This window comes from Nitrosomonas eutropha, assembly GCF_900116685.1.
Classification (GTDB): Bacteria; Pseudomonadota; Gammaproteobacteria; order Burkholderiales; family Nitrosomonadaceae; genus Nitrosomonas; species Nitrosomonas eutropha_A.
Genome location: NZ_FPBL01000004.1, coordinates 114384 through 132003, shown reverse-complemented (window position 1 = coordinate 132003; position 17620 = coordinate 114384). Strand labels below are relative to the sequence as shown.

Genomic DNA, 17620 nt, shown 5'->3' with positions numbered 1-17620 from the left:
CGTAATGGATAAAGCAATACATGAAGAGGGATTTCCGGATTTCTTTGCTGATGCGCCTGCTGTAACCATACGCGATCCGTTGGCACAGTTCCTCGGTGCGGCGCGTGATGGGATCATGGAATACCGGTATGCCGATGCGGTACGGTTGGCAGGGCATTCCTGCCCGACGGTAGCCGGCACCTGGCTGATGACGCTACATGGTCTGCGTGCGCTGTACGGGAATGAACTGCCAGTACGCGGTGAAATTGAAGTCTACATGGCTGATGCACGCGATGCCGGCACTACCGGCGTCGTGGCTACTGTGGTGCAACTTGTTACCGGCGCGGCGCCAGAAACCGGCTTTCATGGTATTGGCGGACGTTTCGGGCGTAATAATCTGCTGCATTTTGATCAGCCCATACAGGGTGGAATTGGCCTGCGCCGCAAGGATACAGGCGCAGCAGTACAGGTGGTGCTCGATGCTTCCGTTGTGCCCTGGCCGAACGAGATGCGTCAGTTGCTTCCGAAAGCGGTTAGCGGACAGGCCAGCCCTGCTGAGTTGCAGCGCTTTGGTGAGTTATGGCAGGAACGGGTGCGCCAGATGCTGATTGAGCACGCCGACGATGCTAACCTGGTGCAAGTGAATACCTGGACTGTAAATTGATTGATCCTGAGCTATCCCTGTTCATACATGGCTACCAACACAGCAGCTTCAAGTACGCCATTCCCCTGAGTTTTTGCGTTACTTGTTATACTGCCTGATCTAAAAATTAGCGATCAAACTATATCAATGGAGGGATAGATGGATGTTTTGAGTCTGGTAGCAGGATTTTTGCTGGGTGTTGTCGCAACTTATCTAGTAAGCGCTTTTCTGTTAAAACCTGGTCTGCAAAAGGCATCTGATACAGCGACAGGGGTGATTATCACAGGCGACACCAAGAATCTGTTTGATCAATTATGGCAAGCACATGAGCACTTGTTGAACGAGATGAAACAGGATTTGGACAATCCGGATTTCAAGTTTCATCGGGAATTTTATGTGTTAAAGAAAAACTGGTGGGACTGGAACCGCTGGGGATTCCATCGTGAAGGACCCTGCCTGGCTTACTTCACCGACGACCACAACGATTTACTGCCACTGCTCGACGCGCTGACCTCGCATGGATTGATTAGCCAGATAGGGGAAGCTGACAAGAAGTCAGCCAAATTTCAGTTGAGCGAGAAACTGATTGAGCTGCTACACGGAAAAAATCCAACCAAGAATACAGCCTGATTGATCCCGCATAGTTATACATTATGTTTAGGAATCTCTGCACGACTATGCGGGATTTGTGCAGAGATTCCTAAACAGACGGCATGCAAGATGGGGAAAGCAATGAATGGACGATTCCCTCGCAATGAACGCGATACCATTAATCCCGTAGTAACAATTTCTCCAACGTCAGGCGATATATACGAGATAGTCGCTCAATATCCGCAACTTCCACGGACTCATTGATCTTGTGAATAGTTGCGTTGCGTGGCCCGAATTCGACCACCTGCGAACAGATATCAGCGATAAAACGACCATCGGAAGTGCCACCCGAGGTGGAAAGTTCCGGCTCAACGCCTGTTACCTCGCGAATGGCTGCGCTGAGTGCATCGGCCAGTATTCCCCTGGGAGTAAGGTAAGGCTTGCCGGAAAGCTCCCAGACCAGTTCATACTCCAGTTCGTGCCGATCCAGGATTTCGTGCACGCGCGTCTTGAGTGACTCAACCGTACTGGCGGTAGAAAAACGGAAATTGAACAGCAGGTTGACTTCTCCCGGAATAACGTTGGTTGCGCCGGTGCCGCCACGGATATTGGAAATATGCCAGGTAGTGGCAGGGAAATATTCATTGCCATCATCCCACACGGTTTGGGCAAGCTCAGCAATAGCAGGTGCAGCAATGTGAATCGGATTTTTGGCCAGATGAGGATAGGCAATGTGTCCCTGGATGCCTTTAACTGTCAAATTGCCTGACAGACTGCCGCGCCGCCCGTTTTTGATAGTATCCCCTAGCCGGTCTGTACAGGTGGGTTCGCCCACGATGCAATAATCAATCGCCTCACTGCGTGCCTGAAGGATTTCCACCACTTTAACCGTACCCTCCACCGCCGGCCCTTCTTCATCCGAAGTAATCAGTAACGCAATCGAACCCTTGTGATCCGGATGAAGCTCAACAAATTCCTCAATCGCAGTAACAAAAGCAGCGATAGAAGACTTCATATCTGCTGCACCGCGCCCGTAGAGGAAACCATCGCGAACTGTGGGTGTAAAAGGATCACTGTTCCACTGGGCAACCGGCCCGGTTGGTACGACATCCGTATGCCCGACAAAACATACCAGCGGCCCGTCAACGCCTTTTCTCGTCCATAGATTTTCCACCTCACCAAAGTTCATGGATTCACTTTTGAATCCAAGCCCTGCCAGTCGGTGAACAAGAATTTTCTGGCAACCATCATCATCCGGCGTCAGGGAACGACGCGCAATCAGCATTTGGGCAAGCGTCAGGGTACTATTGGGCATGGGAGTTTCCTTGGTTTGAGATTTAAGTGAAATAATCCGGCAGCAAAATCAGAGTTGCTGAAAAATGCGTAATGCATTACGCCCGCGCGCGCCCCCAAAAAAATCTTTAATAAATGGATGCCGCCCGTTGGCAATAATATCCGGTATCGGCCCCAGCGCGACAATACTCCGGTCAGCCAGCACAGCCACTCGATCGGAAATCGCAACCAGTGTATCCAGATCATGCGTAACCATGACAATCGTCAGCGCCAGCTCCTCGCGCAAAGAACGTATCAGCTCAACAAAACTTTCACTCAGTGCGGGATCAAGACCGGCAGTTGGCTCATCCAGAAACAACAGCTCCGGATCCAGCGCCAGTGCGCGCGCCAGAGCAACCCGTTTGATCATTCCACCTGATAATTCTGACGGCATCTTGTGAGCGTGTTGTGCTTCCACCCCGACCATGCCAAGTTTTAGCATGACCAGGTCGCGAATCATGGTTTCGCGTAATGTACGCAACTCCCGCATGGGTAAAGCAATATTGTTGAAAACGGTCAGTGCACTGAACAGCGCGCCCTGCTGGAACAAAACGCCCGAGCGGGTGCGTAACTTTCTTTCTTCTTCATGGCCGCAATCATAGCGTGCAGCCCCTAGCACCTTGACGCTGCCTTGTGCAGGGGTGATCAATCCAAGCATTTGGCGCAACAAGGTAGTTTTGCCACTGCCGGAACCACCGACCAGCGCCAGCACCTCTCCCTTAAACACAGTCAGATCGATATTTTCATGAATGACATTCTGGCCGAAGCGAGTAGTCAATCCGGCAATTTCGATAACTGGTTCAGCAGTTGTCATCAGCCTGCAACCCTGATGCCGATACTGGAAAAAGCCACTGCAAAAATGGCATCAATGATGATCACGGCAGTAATCGAAGTCACCACTGAATTGGTAGTGCCTTCTCCCAGGCTTTCGGTATTCGGTTTGATGCGCAGCCCGAAATGACAGGCAATCAGGGCAATTGCCATGCCGCAGACCACTCCCTTGCCCAGTCCTAACCATAAATTAGCGATTGGTACCGCATCGGGCAAGGTAGTCACCGCGTAACGAATACTTAATCCCACTTGCAGATCCGCCGCTAAAAGCCCGCCCAGCAGCGCAACTGAGCTAGTCCAGAGCACGATCAGCGGTAAAGCAAGACTCAGACCGATAATTTTGGACAATACTAGTCGCAGGCTATGAGGAATACCCATTACCGTCAGTGCATCCAGTTCTTCGGTCACACGCATGACCCCCAGCTGGGCAGTCATGGCGGAACCGGAGCGCCCAGCAACCAATATGGCAGCCAGCATTGGACCCAGCTCCCGGATGATACTCATCCCGAGAATATTGACAATGTAGATATCCGCTCCAAGCATATGTAGCTGTTCAGAGGAAAGATAGCTCAGCACAATACCGATCAAAAATCCGACGATGGCAGTAATGCCAAGTGCCTGTGCGCCAGTACGATACAAATTCGCAGAAATTTCCCGCACAGGAATCCTGCTTGGATGGGTCATCAGGTAAACGATATCCAGCACAATCTGGCCAGAAAGGCTAATCATGCCAGCGAGGTGATCAAAAAAACGGAGGAGCTGTTGCCCGAGCAGGGAGACAGGCAAAAACCATTTGCGCTGTGTCGGTTCAGGCAGCGATACCACTTTTTCCAAGCGCTGAAACATTTGTTCTTGCTCGGGGCGCAGCAGCAGATGATCAGGACGCTGCTCGCCCCAAATCTGCCACAACATCACGGCGCCCGCGTAATCAAGCTGGTGGATATTCGTCAGATCCCAGTACAGGCCAGGTTGACTGGCCAGCTGCGCCAGCTCCCTTGCAACTGCGGGTAATGATGGGTTAAGCGAAACGAGGGTATAGCTACCGGTAAGCTGCAGACAGGAATTACCTGCTTCTGTGGTAATAAGTTGATGCCGGGGATTGTGGTCAACCGGCAAATCAGAGGGCATGACTATCCCAATCCATTTTGACTGTTAGCTCCGGTTTTTGCGTTTGTTCCGCGAATCCTGGGCAATCTTTTCCGGCTTTTGGTCATGCCGGTATGCCCAGAACACCAGTGCGACACCGGCTGCAATCATCGGCAGTGATAACCACTGACCCATACTAATCCCCAGGGTCATGACGCCGAGAAAACCGTCATCCGGTTCGCGAAAGAATTCGCAGAATGAGCGAAAAACGCCATAACCAATCATAAACATTCCGGAGATAGCACCCAGTGGTCTTGGTTTGGCTGAATAAAGCCACATCAGAATGAAAAATGCCAACCCCTCCAATGCAAATTCATATAGTTGGGACGGATGCCGTGGCAGATTGTCTACATACGGAAAAATCATCCCCCAGGGCACATCCGTAGGTCGTCCCCATAATTCCCCGTTGATGAAATTACCAATACGTCCTGCACCCAGGCCAAGCGGAACCAGTGGTGCGATAAAATCAGTGACTGATAACCATGACAGCCTGTATTTGCGTGCCAGCCATATCATAGCCACAATAACGCCGAGAAATCCGCCGTGGAAAGACATTCCACCATGCCAGATCGCCAGAATCTCCAGTGGATGCTGCAAAAAATAACCTGGCTCATAAAATAAAACCTGCCCCAGCCTACCACCTAGCACGACACCCAGCACGCCGAAAAACAGTGCATCATCCAGCATTTCCCGGGTAAAGATACAACCGGGCTGATGCCGGATACGATAGCGCCCGAGCACAATGAACAAGAAAAACCCGAGCAGGTACATCAACCCGTACCAGCGAACAGCAAGCGGACCTATGGAAATCGCAATCGGATCAAATTGTGGATGAACGAACATGGCAGCAGCCTGACTTACGGTAAAATACGCATTATACGGCAACATCTGCTGACCACAGCAATCACCCCCAGCAATCGTTACCTTGCCTAACTATATTCATCACATCTATCTATCTATCTATGAGGGAATAATATGCCAGACAATCGACGCAGCCAGGCCATCACTAAAGGTGCGAAACGTGCTCCCAATCGCGCCATGTTACGTGCAGTTGGATTCGGTGACGGAGATTTCGATAAGCCCATTGTCGGCATTGCCAACGGCTTTTCCACCATCACGCCTTGCAACATGGGGCTGGATACGCTTGCCAAATGTGCGGAACATGCATTGAAAAATGCCGGTGCCATGCCGCAAATGTTCGGCACGATTACGGTATCGGATGGTATCTCCATGGGCACCGAAGGCATGAAATACTCACTGGTATCACGCGAGGTAATCGCTGATTCCATTGAAACCTGCGTGCAGGCGGAAAGCATGGATGGCGTCATTGCCATTGGCGGGTGTGACAAAAACATGCCTGGTGCCCTAATCGCGCTGGCTAGACTGAACGTGCCATCCATTTTTGTCTATGGCGGCACCATCAAGCCCGGTCACTACCAGGGTCGCGATCTGACAATCGTCAGTGCGTTTGAAGCGGTTGGGCAACATAGCGCACACAAGATTGATGATCAGGAACTGCTGGAAGTTGAACGCCATGCCTGTCCCGGCGCAGGTTCGTGCGGCGGCATGTACACCGCCAACACCATGTCCTCTGCGATTGAGGCGATGGGCATGAGTCTGCCCCATTCCTCCACTATGGCTGCGGAAGATGAGGAAAAGCGGATCAGCGCCACCCGCTCTGCCGAGGTGCTGGTGGAAGCAATCAAAAAACAGATTCTGCCGCGCAGCCTGATTACCCGCAAGTCACTCGAAAATGCAGTAACGGTAGTCATGGCCGTAGGCGGCTCGACCAATGCTGTGCTGCATCTGCTGGCCATCGCCCACGCAGCAGAAGTAGATTTTCATATTGACGATTTCGAAGCGATTCGTGCCCGTGTGCCGGTGTTGTGTGACCTGAAACCTTCCGGGCGCTACGTCGCCACTGATCTGCACAGAGCAGGCGGCATTCCACAAGTGATGAAAATGCTGCTCGTGCACGGTCTGTTGCATGGTGACTGCCTGACCATCAGTGGGCAAACTATCGCTGAAGTACTGAAAGATATTCCTGAACAACCGCGTGCGGATCAAAACGTCATCCGCACCTGGGATAACCCGGTGTATGAACAAGGTCATCTGGCGATCCTGAAGGGTAATCTTTCACCGGAAGGTGCGGTGGCCAAGATTTCCGGTGTAAAAAACCCCAGTATTACCGGGCCTGCCAGAGTATTTGAATCCGAAGAAACCTGCATGACTGCCATTCTTGAGCGTAAGATCAAGCCGGGTGATGTCGTCGTTATTCGCTACGAGGGTCCACGTGGTGGCCCTGGTATGCGTGAAATGCTTTCCCCCACTTCGGCACTGATTGGTGAAGGATTGGGTGATTCGGTCGGATTGATTACCGATGGCCGTTTTTCCGGTGGCACCTATGGCATGGTCGTAGGCCATGTTGCACCGGAAGCATACGCCGGGGGAGTAATTGCTCTGGTGGAAGAAGGAGATTCAATCACAATCGACGCACATCGCCGCCTGTTACAACTGAATATTTCAGAAACAGAACTAGAGCGCCGCCGGGTAGCCTGGCAACCACCTGCACCACGCTACACACGTGGTGTGCTGGCGAAATACGCCAAACTGGTATCAACCGCCAGTCGTGGCGCGGTTACTGATTAATCTCCCTAAAAAATAATGCCTAACCACCTTGCCGGAGAAACCAGTCCTTACTTGCTGCAGCACGCGGATAACCCTGTGGACTGGTATCCATGGGGGAAAGAGGCATTGGAAATTGCACAAACACAGAATAAGCCGATATTGCTCTCTATCGGCTATTCCGCCTGCCACTGGTGTCATGTAATGGCGCATGAATCATTTGAAGATGCTGAAGTGGCTGCTGCCATGAACACGCATTTCGTCAATATCAAGGTTGATCGTGAAGAACGCCCTGACATTGACCAAATTTACCAGAGTGCACACTATGCGCTGAATCATCGTTCCGGCGGCTGGCCACTAACCATGTTCCTGACACCCGAACAAAAGCCTTTTTTCGGCGGCACTTACTTTCCAAAGGAAGCACGCCACGGTATGCCAGGATTCCTGCAACTGCTGCCAAAAGTGGCAGAGGCTTATCACACTCGTACGGAGGATATCGAACAGCAGAATGCAGTATTACTGAAATTGCTTGTTCAATCACTACCTACATCTGAAACTGATGCTTCCGTACTTTCCCGGCAACCAATTGACCAGGCATGGCAACAGTTGAATCGCCAGTTTGATGAAACGTATGGTGGATTTGGCGATGCACCCAAGTTCCTTCATCCGGCTGAATTGCAGTTCTGCCTGCGGCGTTATGTCGCTGATAACAATACTCAGGCGCTGCATGTTGTGACCCACACTCTGGAAAAGATGGCGCAGGGTGGTTTATATGACCAACTGGGCGGCGGGTTTTGCCGCTACAGCACTGATCGTTATTGGCGGATTCCGCATTTTGAAAAAATGCTGTATGACAACGCGCTGTTGCTGCCCCTCTATGCAGAAACCTGGTTGGTGACCGGCAACCCACTTTTCAAACAGGTTGTTGAAGAAACAGCAGCTTGGGTCATACGGGAAATGCAAGCCAGTACAGCAGCGGGTGGAGGCTATTTTTCCTCACTGGATGCTGATTCTGAACATGAAGAAGGCAAATTCTACGTCTGGGATCGGCAGGCGATTGCCGCGATTCTCACCAGGGAAGAATATGCGGTGGCAGCCCCTTACTTTGGCTTTGATCGCCCCCCCAACTTCGAAGATCAGCGCTGGCATCTTGAAGTTGTGCAATCAATCGAAGCAGTTGCAGCAAATAATCAAATCAATTCGGAAGCTGCGCAACAGCTCATTGACAGCGCACGCAAGAAGTTACTGAACGAACGTGAGCAGCGTATCCGGCCAGGGCGTGATGAAAAAATACTGACCAGCTGGAATGCGCTGATGATCAAGGGCATGGCGCGCGCCGGACAGATTTTTGAACGTGAGGAATGGATTGATTCAGCCATGCGGGCAATGGATTTCATTCATGACAGGCTATGGCAGGATAGCTGCCTGCTGGCAACGTTCAAGGATGGCAAGGCACATCTGAATGCCTACCTGGATGATCATGCCTTCCTGCTGGATAGCCTGCTGACGCTGCTGCAAGCCAGCTTTCGACAGGCGGATCTTGATTTTGCCATCACCCTCGCTGATGCACTGCTCACCCGGTTTGAAGATAAAACATCCGGTGGATTCTTCTTCACCAGTCATGACCATGAAACGCTTATTCACCGACCTAAAACTGGCCACGATGGCGCAATTCCTGCCGGGAACGGTATTACCACCGTAGTTTTGCAACGCCTGGGCTATCTGGTAGGTGAGCCACGCTACCTCGAATCCGCCAAACGTACACTAGATATTTTCTCTGATGTGTTGTCACACCAGGCCAGCTCACATTGCAGCATGTTGGTCGCACTGGAGGAATTTCTGGAACCAACCCGGACGGTGCTCCTGTCTGGAAATGAAACAGAATTACAAGTATGGCTTAAGGCACTGGTTCCCTGTTCATTAAATATAATATCAATCGCACTGCCTCATGAACTTTCCGGGCTATCTGATGGTCTTAAGAAACGCTCTGCCCCGGATGGAAAAGTCAGTGCCCGGGTATGTGAGGGCAGGCATTGTCTCCCGGAGATTCATTCATTGAATGAACTGCTGCAAGTCTGCAGGGTTCACGGTAGAATGGCACTCCCTTAATCATTCATAAAAGGAAGAAATTGATGAAAACAGCTTGGTTAGGTGTATTTGCTGCTTCAGCATTGCTAGTGGCCGGTTATGTTCAAGCCAGCCCTGAATTGGCAGCAAAAAACAATTGTGTCGCTTGTCATCAGGTAGATGCAAAACTTGTTGGCCCTTCATTTAAAGAAATTGCAGCAAAATATGCTGATCAGGCTGATGAAGCCGGGTATCTGGCAGGAAAAATCAAAGGGGGCAGCACTGGTGTATGGGGTCAGATTCCAATGCCACCAAACGTCAATGTCAGTGATGATGATGCCAAAGCACTAGCAGAATGGATCAAGACACTCAAATGATCTGATCGTCAGCTATAAATTCAAGCCGATACCGGGAACTGTATCGGCTTTTTTGTTGCCGGCTGCCAATCTAATTCTATTTCTAAATCAGAACTAACTTTGTCGGCTTCGCCTGGCCGTATTATTTATACTGTCTGCGGCTCGCCTGCGTGTTATTTTTGATTTGGGAATGGAATAAGCTATCAAGACTACTTGATTTGACAACATACCTGGCTTTCAATACATTTCTTTGAAACATTCTTTTTAAATATCCAGCTATATAACGATTATGCTTACGGTTTTCCTTGATTTCGGCTCTGTCACGCGCGGTGATATTGATCGGGCAGCGCTGGAGCAGGCCGTATCCCCCTGGATTTACCATGACAACACCTCCCGGGAGCAGGTTACAGAGCGGATCAAAGAAGCTGAAATCATCGTCAGCAATAAAGTGCAGCTGGACCGGACGACCATATTTGCAGCAGATCGGCTAAAACTGATTTGTGTTGCAGCCACCGGTTATAACAACGTCGATCTTGCTGCAGCCGCTGAACGCAATATTCCGGTCTGTAATGTACGCAACTATGCCACTGGCTCCGTTGCGCAACACACGCTTATGTTCATGCTGAACTTTGCCTGCCGTTTTGTGGAATATCGGCAGCTGATAAAAAAAGGGGGTTGGCAGACCAGCACCTACTTCTGCCCGCTTGATTTCGGCGTTATGGAACTGGCGGGAAAGACGCTTGGTATCATCGGGCATGGCGAGCTCGGCAGCGCTGTGGCAAACATAGCCCAAGCATTCGGTATGCAACTGTTGATTGCTGAACACAAATCTGCCTCATCCATCCGGCCCGGGCGCACGGCATTCAATGATGTTATCCAACAGGCGGATTTCATTACGCTGCACTGTCCATTATCGACAGATACCCGGCATTTGATTGGCAAGCGGGAATTAAGTCTGATGAAACCCTCGGTATACCTTATTAATACAGCCAGAAGCGGCTTGATCAATGAAGACGATCTGCTGCAGGCCCTTTATTCCGGTCGTATTGCCGGTGCGGCTATCGACGTCCTGCAAGAAGAACCACCCGTTAATGGTAACCCCCTACTGGATTACCCTCATCCTAATCTGCTCATTACACCGCATTCCGCCTGGGCCAGTGTGGAATCCAGACAACGCATGATCAACCTGCTGGCAGATAACATAGGTAATTTCCTGCAAAACAAGCCTTTTAACCAGATTAATACAGTGTTGCAGTAATCCTGGATACACATCTAAACCGGGTAATGTCCACTACCGTACTATGCTGCTTTATGAAAACTCTCCAAGGAAAAACCTGAATGAAAGCCACACCTCTTGCGATTCCTGATGTCTATCTGATCGAACCAAAAGTATACGGCGATGAACGCGGCTTCTTTTTTGAAAGCTTCAATCAGGCCGGTTTTGAAGAAATCATCGGCAGGCCGGTTCAGTTCATGCAGGATAATCACAGCCGCAGTATGAAGAATGTCCTGCGCGGACTGCATTATCAGATTCGGCAACCACAGGGCAAGCTGGTGCGCGTGGTGCAAGGTGAAGTGTTTGACGTAGCGATTGATCTGCGCAAAAGCTCAAAAACCTTTGGCCAATGGACAGGGAAAATTCTTTCTGCAGAAAACAAATGCCAACTCTGGATACCCGAAGGATTTGCCCACGGTTTTGTCGTACTGAGCGAAACCACCGAATTTCTCTACAAGACCACGGATTACTATGCACCTGCCCATGAGCGCTGCATTCTCTGGAATGACTCGACACTCGATATTGCCTGGCCAGCAGGTATTTTGCCTGCCCTGTCTGCCAAGGATGCCCTGGGAACACCATTTGATCAGGCTGAGGTATTTGACTGATCCATACCTCTACCAAATATGCGGCACTGAGGCGCTTAAAGTAACTTGATAACCCGTAAATATTGGAAAAGAACTGTTGACTATGCCTCACCCTTTTTATCAGCATCGCCGCATACTGATTGCAAGCTTGGTTGGAACAACTATCGAATTTTATGATTTCTATATTTATGCCACAGCAGCAGCACTGATATTTGGACCTTTATTTTTTCCCGCAGAATCTCCATCTGCGCAATTAATGTTGTCATTCCTGAGCTTTGGACTCGCCTTCCTCGCGCGGCCGGTTGGTGCGATATTATTCGGCCATTTTGGTGATCGGATCGGGAGAAAATCGACACTGGTTGCCTCATTGTTACTGATGGGTATATCAACTCTGCTGATTGCATTCTTGCCCACTTACGCGACGGCAGGCTGGATAGCTCCGTTATTATTATGCACCCTGCGTTTTGGTCAGGGGCTGGGACTTGGCGGCGAATGGGGCGGTGCGGCTTTATTGGCTGTTGAATACGCTCCCCGGGGATGGCGAGCCCGATTTGGCATGGTTCCTCAGTTAGGCGCCCCAATCGGATTCATTGCTGCAAACGGATTATTTTTGCTACTCGGTACGGTGTTGAGTGAAGCGGACTTTGCAGCATGGGGGTGGCGAATCCCGTTCCTTGCCAGCGCAATTTTGGTTGGTCTCGGTTTATGGGTGCGACTGAAAATTAATGAAACACCTGAATTTACCCGGGCACTGGCAAAAGATCCCCCCATACCGGTTCCCATCGGTGAGTTGATACGCAAGCATGCCGCTATCACCTTTGCCGGAACGTTTACAGTGGTTGCCTGTTTTGCCATCTTTTATCTTTCAACCGCTTTTGCACTAGCGCATGGCACTACGACACTTGGATACGATCGTGAGCTGTTTCTGCTCACCCAGCTTGCAGCAATACCATTTCTGGCTATCGGTATCGTTCTCTCGGGAATACGTGCCGATCAGCATCATGCAAACCAGGTACTGTTATGGGGATGTGCAGCAACAATTATCCTGGGATTAATATTTGGACCAGCCTTGGGAGCGGGATCGCTATGGCTGGTCTGGATGGTGCTTTCGCTTGCCCTGTTTATAATGGGGTTTGTTTACGGCCCGCTTGGCGTATGGCTGCCATCGCTTTTTCCTCCACGAATACGCTATACAGGTGTATCTGTCGCCTTCAATTTAGGAGGTATTCTGGGCGGCGCACTCGCCCCGATTGCCGCACAAGCACTTAATGATGCAGGGGGCACATCCTTTGTTGGCCTTTATCTGACAATGGCAGGCATATTCAGCCTGGTAGGATTAAAAATGGCCAGAGGACTGGTACCAAACAAAACACAATAAAAGATTTACAACCCGAATGACACGTCCATATACAAATTTAACTACAGCCATCTTCTTTGCTTCCGTTCATTATGAACCACACATGATCATATAATCGGACATTCGAGCGCAAATATCACCCATGAAACAACTAATTAATAAATACAAAAGCCCTAATGATTTACCTGCAAACTGCCAGAAATTATTCGAATTAGGTGAAAAAATAAGCTTTGATCTATCTAAAGACTGGTTTCTTCTGCTAGAAGCCAGTGTTATCCAGCAAACAAAAGAAATCTGTATTTACACTTCAGAAGAAGGGAATGTTATACAAGGCATCTGGCCGACATTATTACAAAAAAAAAGAAGGCTAGGCGCTCGACAGATTAACAGTTTTACTTGCTTTTATTCCTCACTGTATCAACCTTTGATTCTTCCCAATCTGACATTTGATAACTTGGCTGATTGCTTAAGAAAGATTGTGTCAGACACACGCGCTGATGTACTTCGCTTTGATATTATGGATCCATCCTGGTCAGGTTTTGATCTTCATGAACAAGCTTTAAAAAAAATCGGTTTTAAAACTGATCGGTTTTTCTGTTGGGGAAATTGGTACCTACCTGTAAACAACCAGTCATTCTCCGATTATTTGCAAAAACTTTCCTCTCGGGTGAGGAACACACTGGAACGACGAAAGAAAAAATTTCTAGCGGGGGGGCGAGGAAAATTGGAAATCATTACAACTCACGACAAGCTCCCCATCGCAATTGATGCCTGGAAAAAAATTTATAGTGCAAGCTGGAAAATACCAGAGCCCTACCCGGAATTTATGCCCTCTTTAATCAATCTTTGTGCAGCCAGAGGCTGGCTAAGGTTGGGAATTGCATACTATGATGAAGAACCAATTGCAGCACAGCTCTGGATAATAAGTCATGGTCGAGCAGCGATCTACAAATTAGCGTACAACGAAAAATATGCCAACCTGTCTCCCGGCACTATTCTGACCGCACACCTGATGCAACACGCAATTGACGTGGACAAGGTACATGAAGTTGACTACCTTACCGGGGACGATGCTTACAAGAAAGATTGGATGAGCCACCGACGCGAACGCTTGGGATTAGTTGCCTATAATCCCGTATCTTTCTGGGGACTGGCTTGTATGTCTAAACATATTGCGGGGAAAATCAGAAAACTCATGAAATAACTTTGCAGATACTTCGGTTGTGAGGCTTGCTTCAACCGTATCTATCTATTTAAAAACTACTACTGCGCAATAACACTGCTTTGATACTCGGATATCTTTAATCTATCAGTATATTGTCTCTTTTATCCTTTATGCAGAAATAGATTCTGAAAACTGCCAATGAGACAACTTCTCCTTGATATTACTGAAATCGGCCCGCCGTCACTGAACAACTTTATTCCTGAAGGGAACGAAGAGTTGCTGTACACATTGAAGAATCTGGTTGCCAACAATCGGCAGGATCGTTTTTATTATCTGTGGGGAAAAACAGGAAGCGGTAAAAGTCATCTGCTGCAGGCGGTAACCAATATTTTTCTGGAACAGCAGCGCAATACACATTACATTGATTGCAACCAGGCTGATGAAATTGATTTCAGTCTAAACGCAGATTGCATAGCAGTTGATAACATTGAACAACTGGATGATGCTGAACAGATCAGACTGTTTAATCTTTATAACCAGATCCGTGAAAGTGAGTATGGAATATTTTTGGCAAGTGGCACCCAGCCGCCTGCGCAATTGGACTTGCGCCAGGATCTGGCCACTCGCCTGGGCTGGGGATTGGTATATCAGGTACACGAATTGACGGATGAAAAAAAAATAGAAGTTATGCAAGACTATGCTATCCGCTGTGGATTTGAACTGCCTCTGGATGTCTGCAACTATTTACTGAAGCATGAACAACGGGACTTATCCTCCCTGATCAGGCAGGTCAGCGCGTTGGACCAGCTTTCACTGGCCAGGCAGCGCCCCGTTACCCTTCCCTTGTTGCGTGAACTGTTATAATCAGCACCGGTTTCGAGCACTCATCAATCTTGGAATGTCAGATGATTGCAGTTACTCCGTTCAACTTTGAAACAAATCCGCTGTTTTTCCTTACACAGTTTTATCACATCCATTCTTTCTTATACCGATCAACATCATGAGACTGGCATTATTTGACCTGGATAACACGCTCCTGGCTGGTGACAGCGATTTTCAATGGGCACAGTTCCTGATTGAACAAAATGTTCTGGATCGAGAGGTCTACGAAGCTCGCAACATTGAATTTTACGAGCAATACAAAGCGGGCACACTGGATATTCATGAGTTTCTGAATTTTCAGTTAAAGCCTCTTTCCCGCTACCCACGCGAACAATTAAATGAATGGCGCAGTCGTTTTGTCAAACAAAAAATTGCACCATTGATCGCCCCTGGCGCTTGTGAATTAATTGCCGGGCACCAGGCTGAAAAGGATTTGTGCATTATCATTACTGCCACCAATAGCTTCGTAACAGCCCCCATTGCCCGCATACTGGGTGTTGATCATCTAATTGCCACCGAACCGGAATTGGCAAATGGTGAATTTACTGGCCGTGTAACCGGCACTCCCTCTTTCCGGGAAGGTAAAATAACCCGGCTGGAACAATGGCTGGATATGCATAACCTCACCTGGCTTTCTTTCCTGCAAAGCTGGTTTTATAGTGACTCACTCAATGATCTGCCACTCCTCAAAAAGGTGACACATCCTGTTGCGGTGGACCCGGATGCCACACTCCATGAACATGCAAAAAAATGCGGGTGGCGTATTATTAGCCTGCGCCAATAGCACCTCAATCAGATAATTTACATTTTTTAACAAGGAAAAAACAAAATGAAACATGCTTCCATGGCACTCCTGTTACCCGCAATTTTGAGCTTTTTACTTTCATTTAGCGCACAGGCTGCTGACAGCTATCCTGAAAAAACAGGAGAGAAACTGGCGACAGGTGTTGCCAATATCGTTACTGGCATTGGTGAAATTCCTAAAAACATGATGATTTCCAGCCAGAAAAAAGGAACTATTTACGGTGTAACAGCAGGATTTTTTGTGGGTATCGTTCAAACAGTAGGGCGGACATTAAGTGGTGCGCTTGATATCGCCACCTTCGTAATACCCACCACTTCCCTCGTTCAACCGACTTATATCTGGAATGATTTCAATCGGGAAACAACCTATTCAGCCTGGCGTATGCGTTAATAATATTGAGTTTGATAGCAATCACCCTTGCCAGGATTCGCTCCGGCTGGAAGAAACACATGAAGTCAAGACAGACAATACAACTGGTTCCGATATAATATCGGTTTTGTGAAGGATCGGCAGCATGCGACTCATACAAAAAGCACTCACCTTCGACGATATATTACTGCTTCCCGCTCATTCCGAAGTCTTGCCCAGGGACGTTGACCTCACCACGCAGCTAACCCGTTCTCTTCGGATCAGGATTCCGATTGTTTCAGCCGCGATGGATACAGTTACCGAAGCACGACTTGCTATTGCTATCGCCCAAGAGGGCGGGATCGGCATTATCCACAAAAATATGCCGATCAGCGCCCAAGCTGCGCAGGTGGCACAGGTAAAACGCTTCGAAAGCGGCATTGTCACTGATCCGATTGTCGTCTCTCCAGACATGACCGTCAGCAGCGTTCTGGAACTGATCCGGCAACACAACATATCCGGCTTGCCCGTAGTAAAGGGTAAAAAGGTTGTAGGCATTGTTACCAACCGTGATCTGCGGTTTGAAACCAACCTTGATCAGCCGGTCAAAAATATCATGACCCCGAAGAAGCGTCTGGTTACTGTCCGGGAAGGCATCTCACAGGAAGAGGCACTGGCCTTGCTGCATAAACACAGGCTTGAGAAAGCACTGATCGTCGATGAAAACTTCGAATTGCGTGGGATGATTACCGTCAAGGACATCACCAGAACAACTGAACACCCCTATGCCAGCAAGGATGAACGGGAACGTTTATACGTGGGTGCTGCAATCGGAGTGGGAGAAGGCAGTGACGAACGTGCCGCTGCTTTGGTGGAAGCTGGTGCAGATGTAATTGTCGTGGACACAGCACATGGACATTCACAGGGCGTGCTGGAACGCGTGTACTGGGTCAGGAGAAATTTTCCTGAAATTCAGGTAATCGCCGGTAATGTTGCCACAGCTGCAGGAGCCAAAGCACTGGTAGATCATGGCGTTGATGCCGTAAAGGTTGGAATCGGTCCAGGCTCAATCTGTACCACCCGGGTTGTCGCCGGTGTTGGTGTCCCGCAAATTTCAGCAATTGATAATGTTGCTACTGCGCTGCAGGGTACAGGTGTACCAGTTATCGCAGATGGAGGTATTCGTTATTCCGGTGATATTGCCAAGGCCATTGCTGCAGGAGCAAGTTCAGTCATGCTGGGAGGTCTGCTGGCTGGAACAGAGGAATCCCCAGGTGAAGTCGAGCTACTCAAGGGTAGAGCCTATAAAAGTTATCGCGGCATGGGCTCATTATCTGCCATGCAACAAGGATCAAGCGATCGCTATTTTCAGGAAACCGAGCGCCATGAAGCAGACAAACTGGTACCCGAGGGCGTGGAAGGTCGCGTTCCTTACAAAGGCTCTCTCGCCAATGTCATCCATCAACTGACAGGAGGTGTCCGTTCCAGCATGGGTTATCTGGGATGCCATACCATCAGTGAAATGCATGAAAAAGCTGAGTTTATCGAAATCACGTCTGCCGGAATCCGGGAATCTCATGTGCATGACGTTCAGATCACCAAAGAAGCCCCCAATTATCACGTTGAATAA

Annotated in this window: 17 protein-coding genes; 13 read left to right on the top strand and 4 right to left on the bottom strand. The window is 49.1% G+C overall.

The features are described 5' to 3' along the window. Positions 1 to 4 precede the first annotated feature (4 nt). Together BM331_RS06265 and BM331_RS06260 are read left to right on the top strand one after the other, a co-directional pair. Positions 5 to 643, top strand: coding sequence for an FmdE family protein (locus tag BM331_RS06265; RefSeq protein WP_218154554.1), 639 nt, complete (start codon positions 5 to 7; stop codon positions 641 to 643). Between the two features lie 138 nt (positions 644 to 781). Beyond that, on the top strand, positions 782 to 1252 hold the full coding sequence (locus BM331_RS06260; protein WP_074928035.1) for a signal peptidase II: 471 nt from the start codon (positions 782 to 784) through the stop codon (positions 1250 to 1252). Between the two features lie 139 nt (positions 1253 to 1391). Here BM331_RS06260 and dapE read toward each other — a convergent pair whose 3' ends face one another. The 4 genes from dapE to lgt are packed head-to-tail and all read right to left on the bottom strand — an operon-like array spanning position 1392 to position 5365. After that, positions 1392 to 2528, bottom strand: coding sequence for a succinyl-diaminopimelate desuccinylase (dapE, locus tag BM331_RS06255; RefSeq protein ID WP_074928033.1), 1137 nt, complete (start codon positions 2526 to 2528; stop codon positions 1392 to 1394). A gap of 48 nt (positions 2529 to 2576) precedes the next feature. Next, a complete protein-coding gene (locus tag BM331_RS06250; protein ID WP_074928031.1) occupies positions 2577 to 3359 on the bottom strand; it encodes an ABC transporter ATP-binding protein in 783 nt (260 codons plus the stop codon). Next, positions 3359 to 4504 (bottom strand): MlaE family ABC transporter permease, encoded by a 1146-nt coding sequence (locus tag BM331_RS06245; RefSeq protein WP_011635245.1) that lies wholly within the window; start codon positions 4502 to 4504, stop codon positions 3359 to 3361. Before BM331_RS06245 ends, BM331_RS06250 begins: the two co-directional genes overlap by 1 nt. Before the next feature lie 24 nt (positions 4505 to 4528). Beyond that, complete coding sequence (gene lgt, locus BM331_RS06240) at positions 4529 to 5365, bottom strand: prolipoprotein diacylglyceryl transferase (protein ID WP_041353581.1); 837 nt, start codon at positions 5363 to 5365, stop codon at positions 4529 to 4531. Between the two features lie 132 nt (positions 5366 to 5497). On the opposite strand from lgt, the gene ilvD reads away from it, so the two are divergent. The 11 genes from ilvD (at position 5498) to guaB (ending at position 17620) form a co-directional block, all read left to right on the top strand. Further along, positions 5498 to 7171 carry a dihydroxy-acid dehydratase gene (ilvD, locus tag BM331_RS06235; protein ID WP_074928029.1) on the top strand — a complete coding sequence of 558 codons (1674 nt, stop codon included), beginning with the start codon at positions 5498 to 5500 and terminating at the stop codon, positions 7169 to 7171. A 15-nt stretch (positions 7172 to 7186) separates the two neighbouring features. Further along, a complete protein-coding gene (locus BM331_RS06230; protein WP_074928027.1) occupies positions 7187 to 9256 on the top strand; it encodes a thioredoxin domain-containing protein in 2070 nt (689 codons plus the stop codon). Between the two features lie 23 nt (positions 9257 to 9279). After that, positions 9280 to 9591, top strand: coding sequence for a c-type cytochrome (locus BM331_RS06225; RefSeq protein ID WP_074928025.1), 312 nt, complete (start codon positions 9280 to 9282; stop codon positions 9589 to 9591). 268 nt (positions 9592 to 9859) lie between these two features. Continuing rightward, positions 9860 to 10828 (top strand): 2-hydroxyacid dehydrogenase, encoded by a 969-nt coding sequence (locus tag BM331_RS06220; RefSeq protein ID WP_074928023.1) that lies wholly within the window; start codon positions 9860 to 9862, stop codon positions 10826 to 10828. A gap of 80 nt (positions 10829 to 10908) precedes the next feature. Further along, complete coding sequence (rfbC, locus tag BM331_RS06215; protein WP_074928021.1) at positions 10909 to 11454, top strand: dTDP-4-dehydrorhamnose 3,5-epimerase; 546 nt, start codon at positions 10909 to 10911, stop codon at positions 11452 to 11454. An 82-nt stretch (positions 11455 to 11536) separates the two neighbouring features. Next, entirely contained in the window at positions 11537 to 12811 is a 1275-nt protein-coding gene (locus BM331_RS06210; RefSeq protein WP_074928019.1) for an MFS transporter, read from the top strand. A 121-nt stretch (positions 12812 to 12932) separates the two neighbouring features. Further along, positions 12933 to 13994 (top strand): GNAT family N-acetyltransferase, encoded by a 1062-nt coding sequence (locus BM331_RS06205; RefSeq protein WP_074928017.1) that lies wholly within the window; start codon positions 12933 to 12935, stop codon positions 13992 to 13994. A 159-nt stretch (positions 13995 to 14153) separates the two neighbouring features. Further along, positions 14154 to 14819: a DnaA regulatory inactivator Hda gene (hda, locus tag BM331_RS06200; protein WP_074928015.1), complete on the top strand. Its 666-nt coding sequence runs from the start codon at positions 14154 to 14156 to the stop codon at positions 14817 to 14819. Between the two features lie 136 nt (positions 14820 to 14955). Beyond that, positions 14956 to 15621: a histidinol-phosphatase gene (locus tag BM331_RS06195; protein WP_074928014.1), complete on the top strand. Its 666-nt coding sequence runs from the start codon at positions 14956 to 14958 to the stop codon at positions 15619 to 15621. Positions 15622 to 15666: 45 nt separating this feature from the next. Further along, positions 15667 to 16032, top strand: a complete 366-nt coding sequence (locus tag BM331_RS06190) for an exosortase system-associated protein, TIGR04073 family (protein ID WP_074928012.1) — start codon at positions 15667 to 15669, stop codon at positions 16030 to 16032. Between the two features lie 124 nt (positions 16033 to 16156). Further along, complete coding sequence (gene guaB, locus BM331_RS06185) at positions 16157 to 17620, top strand: IMP dehydrogenase (protein ID WP_074928010.1); 1464 nt, start codon at positions 16157 to 16159, stop codon at positions 17618 to 17620.

Bases quoted from the DNA above. Each gene is read 5' to 3' on its own strand.
- BM331_RS06265 (WP_218154554.1), top strand. From the start codon at position 5: ATGGATAAAGCAATACATGAAGAGGGATTTCCGGATTTCTTTGCTGAT.
- BM331_RS06260 (WP_074928035.1), top strand. From the start codon at position 782: ATGGATGTTTTGAGTCTGGTAGCAGGATTTTTGCTGGGTGTTGTCGCA.
- dapE (WP_074928033.1), bottom strand. From the start codon at position 2,528: ATGCCCAATAGTACCCTGACGCTTGCCCAAATGCTGATTGCGCGTCGT.
- BM331_RS06250 (WP_074928031.1), bottom strand. From the start codon at position 3,359: ATGACAACTGCTGAACCAGTTATCGAAATTGCCGGATTGACTACTCGC.
- BM331_RS06245 (WP_011635245.1), bottom strand. From the start codon at position 4,504: ATGCCCTCTGATTTGCCGGTTGACCACAATCCCCGGCATCAACTTATT.
- lgt (WP_041353581.1), bottom strand. From the start codon at position 5,365: ATGTTCGTTCATCCACAATTTGATCCGATTGCGATTTCCATAGGTCCG.
- ilvD (WP_074928029.1), top strand. From the start codon at position 5,498: ATGCCAGACAATCGACGCAGCCAGGCCATCACTAAAGGTGCGAAACGT.
- BM331_RS06230 (WP_074928027.1), top strand. From the start codon at position 7,187: ATGCCTAACCACCTTGCCGGAGAAACCAGTCCTTACTTGCTGCAGCAC.
- BM331_RS06225 (WP_074928025.1), top strand. From the start codon at position 9,280: ATGAAAACAGCTTGGTTAGGTGTATTTGCTGCTTCAGCATTGCTAGTG.
- BM331_RS06220 (WP_074928023.1), top strand. From the start codon at position 9,860: ATGCTTACGGTTTTCCTTGATTTCGGCTCTGTCACGCGCGGTGATATT.
- rfbC (WP_074928021.1), top strand. From the start codon at position 10,909: ATGAAAGCCACACCTCTTGCGATTCCTGATGTCTATCTGATCGAACCA.
- BM331_RS06210 (WP_074928019.1), top strand. From the start codon at position 11,537: ATGCCTCACCCTTTTTATCAGCATCGCCGCATACTGATTGCAAGCTTG.
- BM331_RS06205 (WP_074928017.1), top strand. From the start codon at position 12,933: ATGAAACAACTAATTAATAAATACAAAAGCCCTAATGATTTACCTGCA.
- hda (WP_074928015.1), top strand. From the start codon at position 14,154: ATGAGACAACTTCTCCTTGATATTACTGAAATCGGCCCGCCGTCACTG.
- BM331_RS06195 (WP_074928014.1), top strand. From the start codon at position 14,956: ATGAGACTGGCATTATTTGACCTGGATAACACGCTCCTGGCTGGTGAC.
- BM331_RS06190 (WP_074928012.1), top strand. From the start codon at position 15,667: ATGAAACATGCTTCCATGGCACTCCTGTTACCCGCAATTTTGAGCTTT.
- guaB (WP_074928010.1), top strand. From the start codon at position 16,157: ATGCGACTCATACAAAAAGCACTCACCTTCGACGATATATTACTGCTT.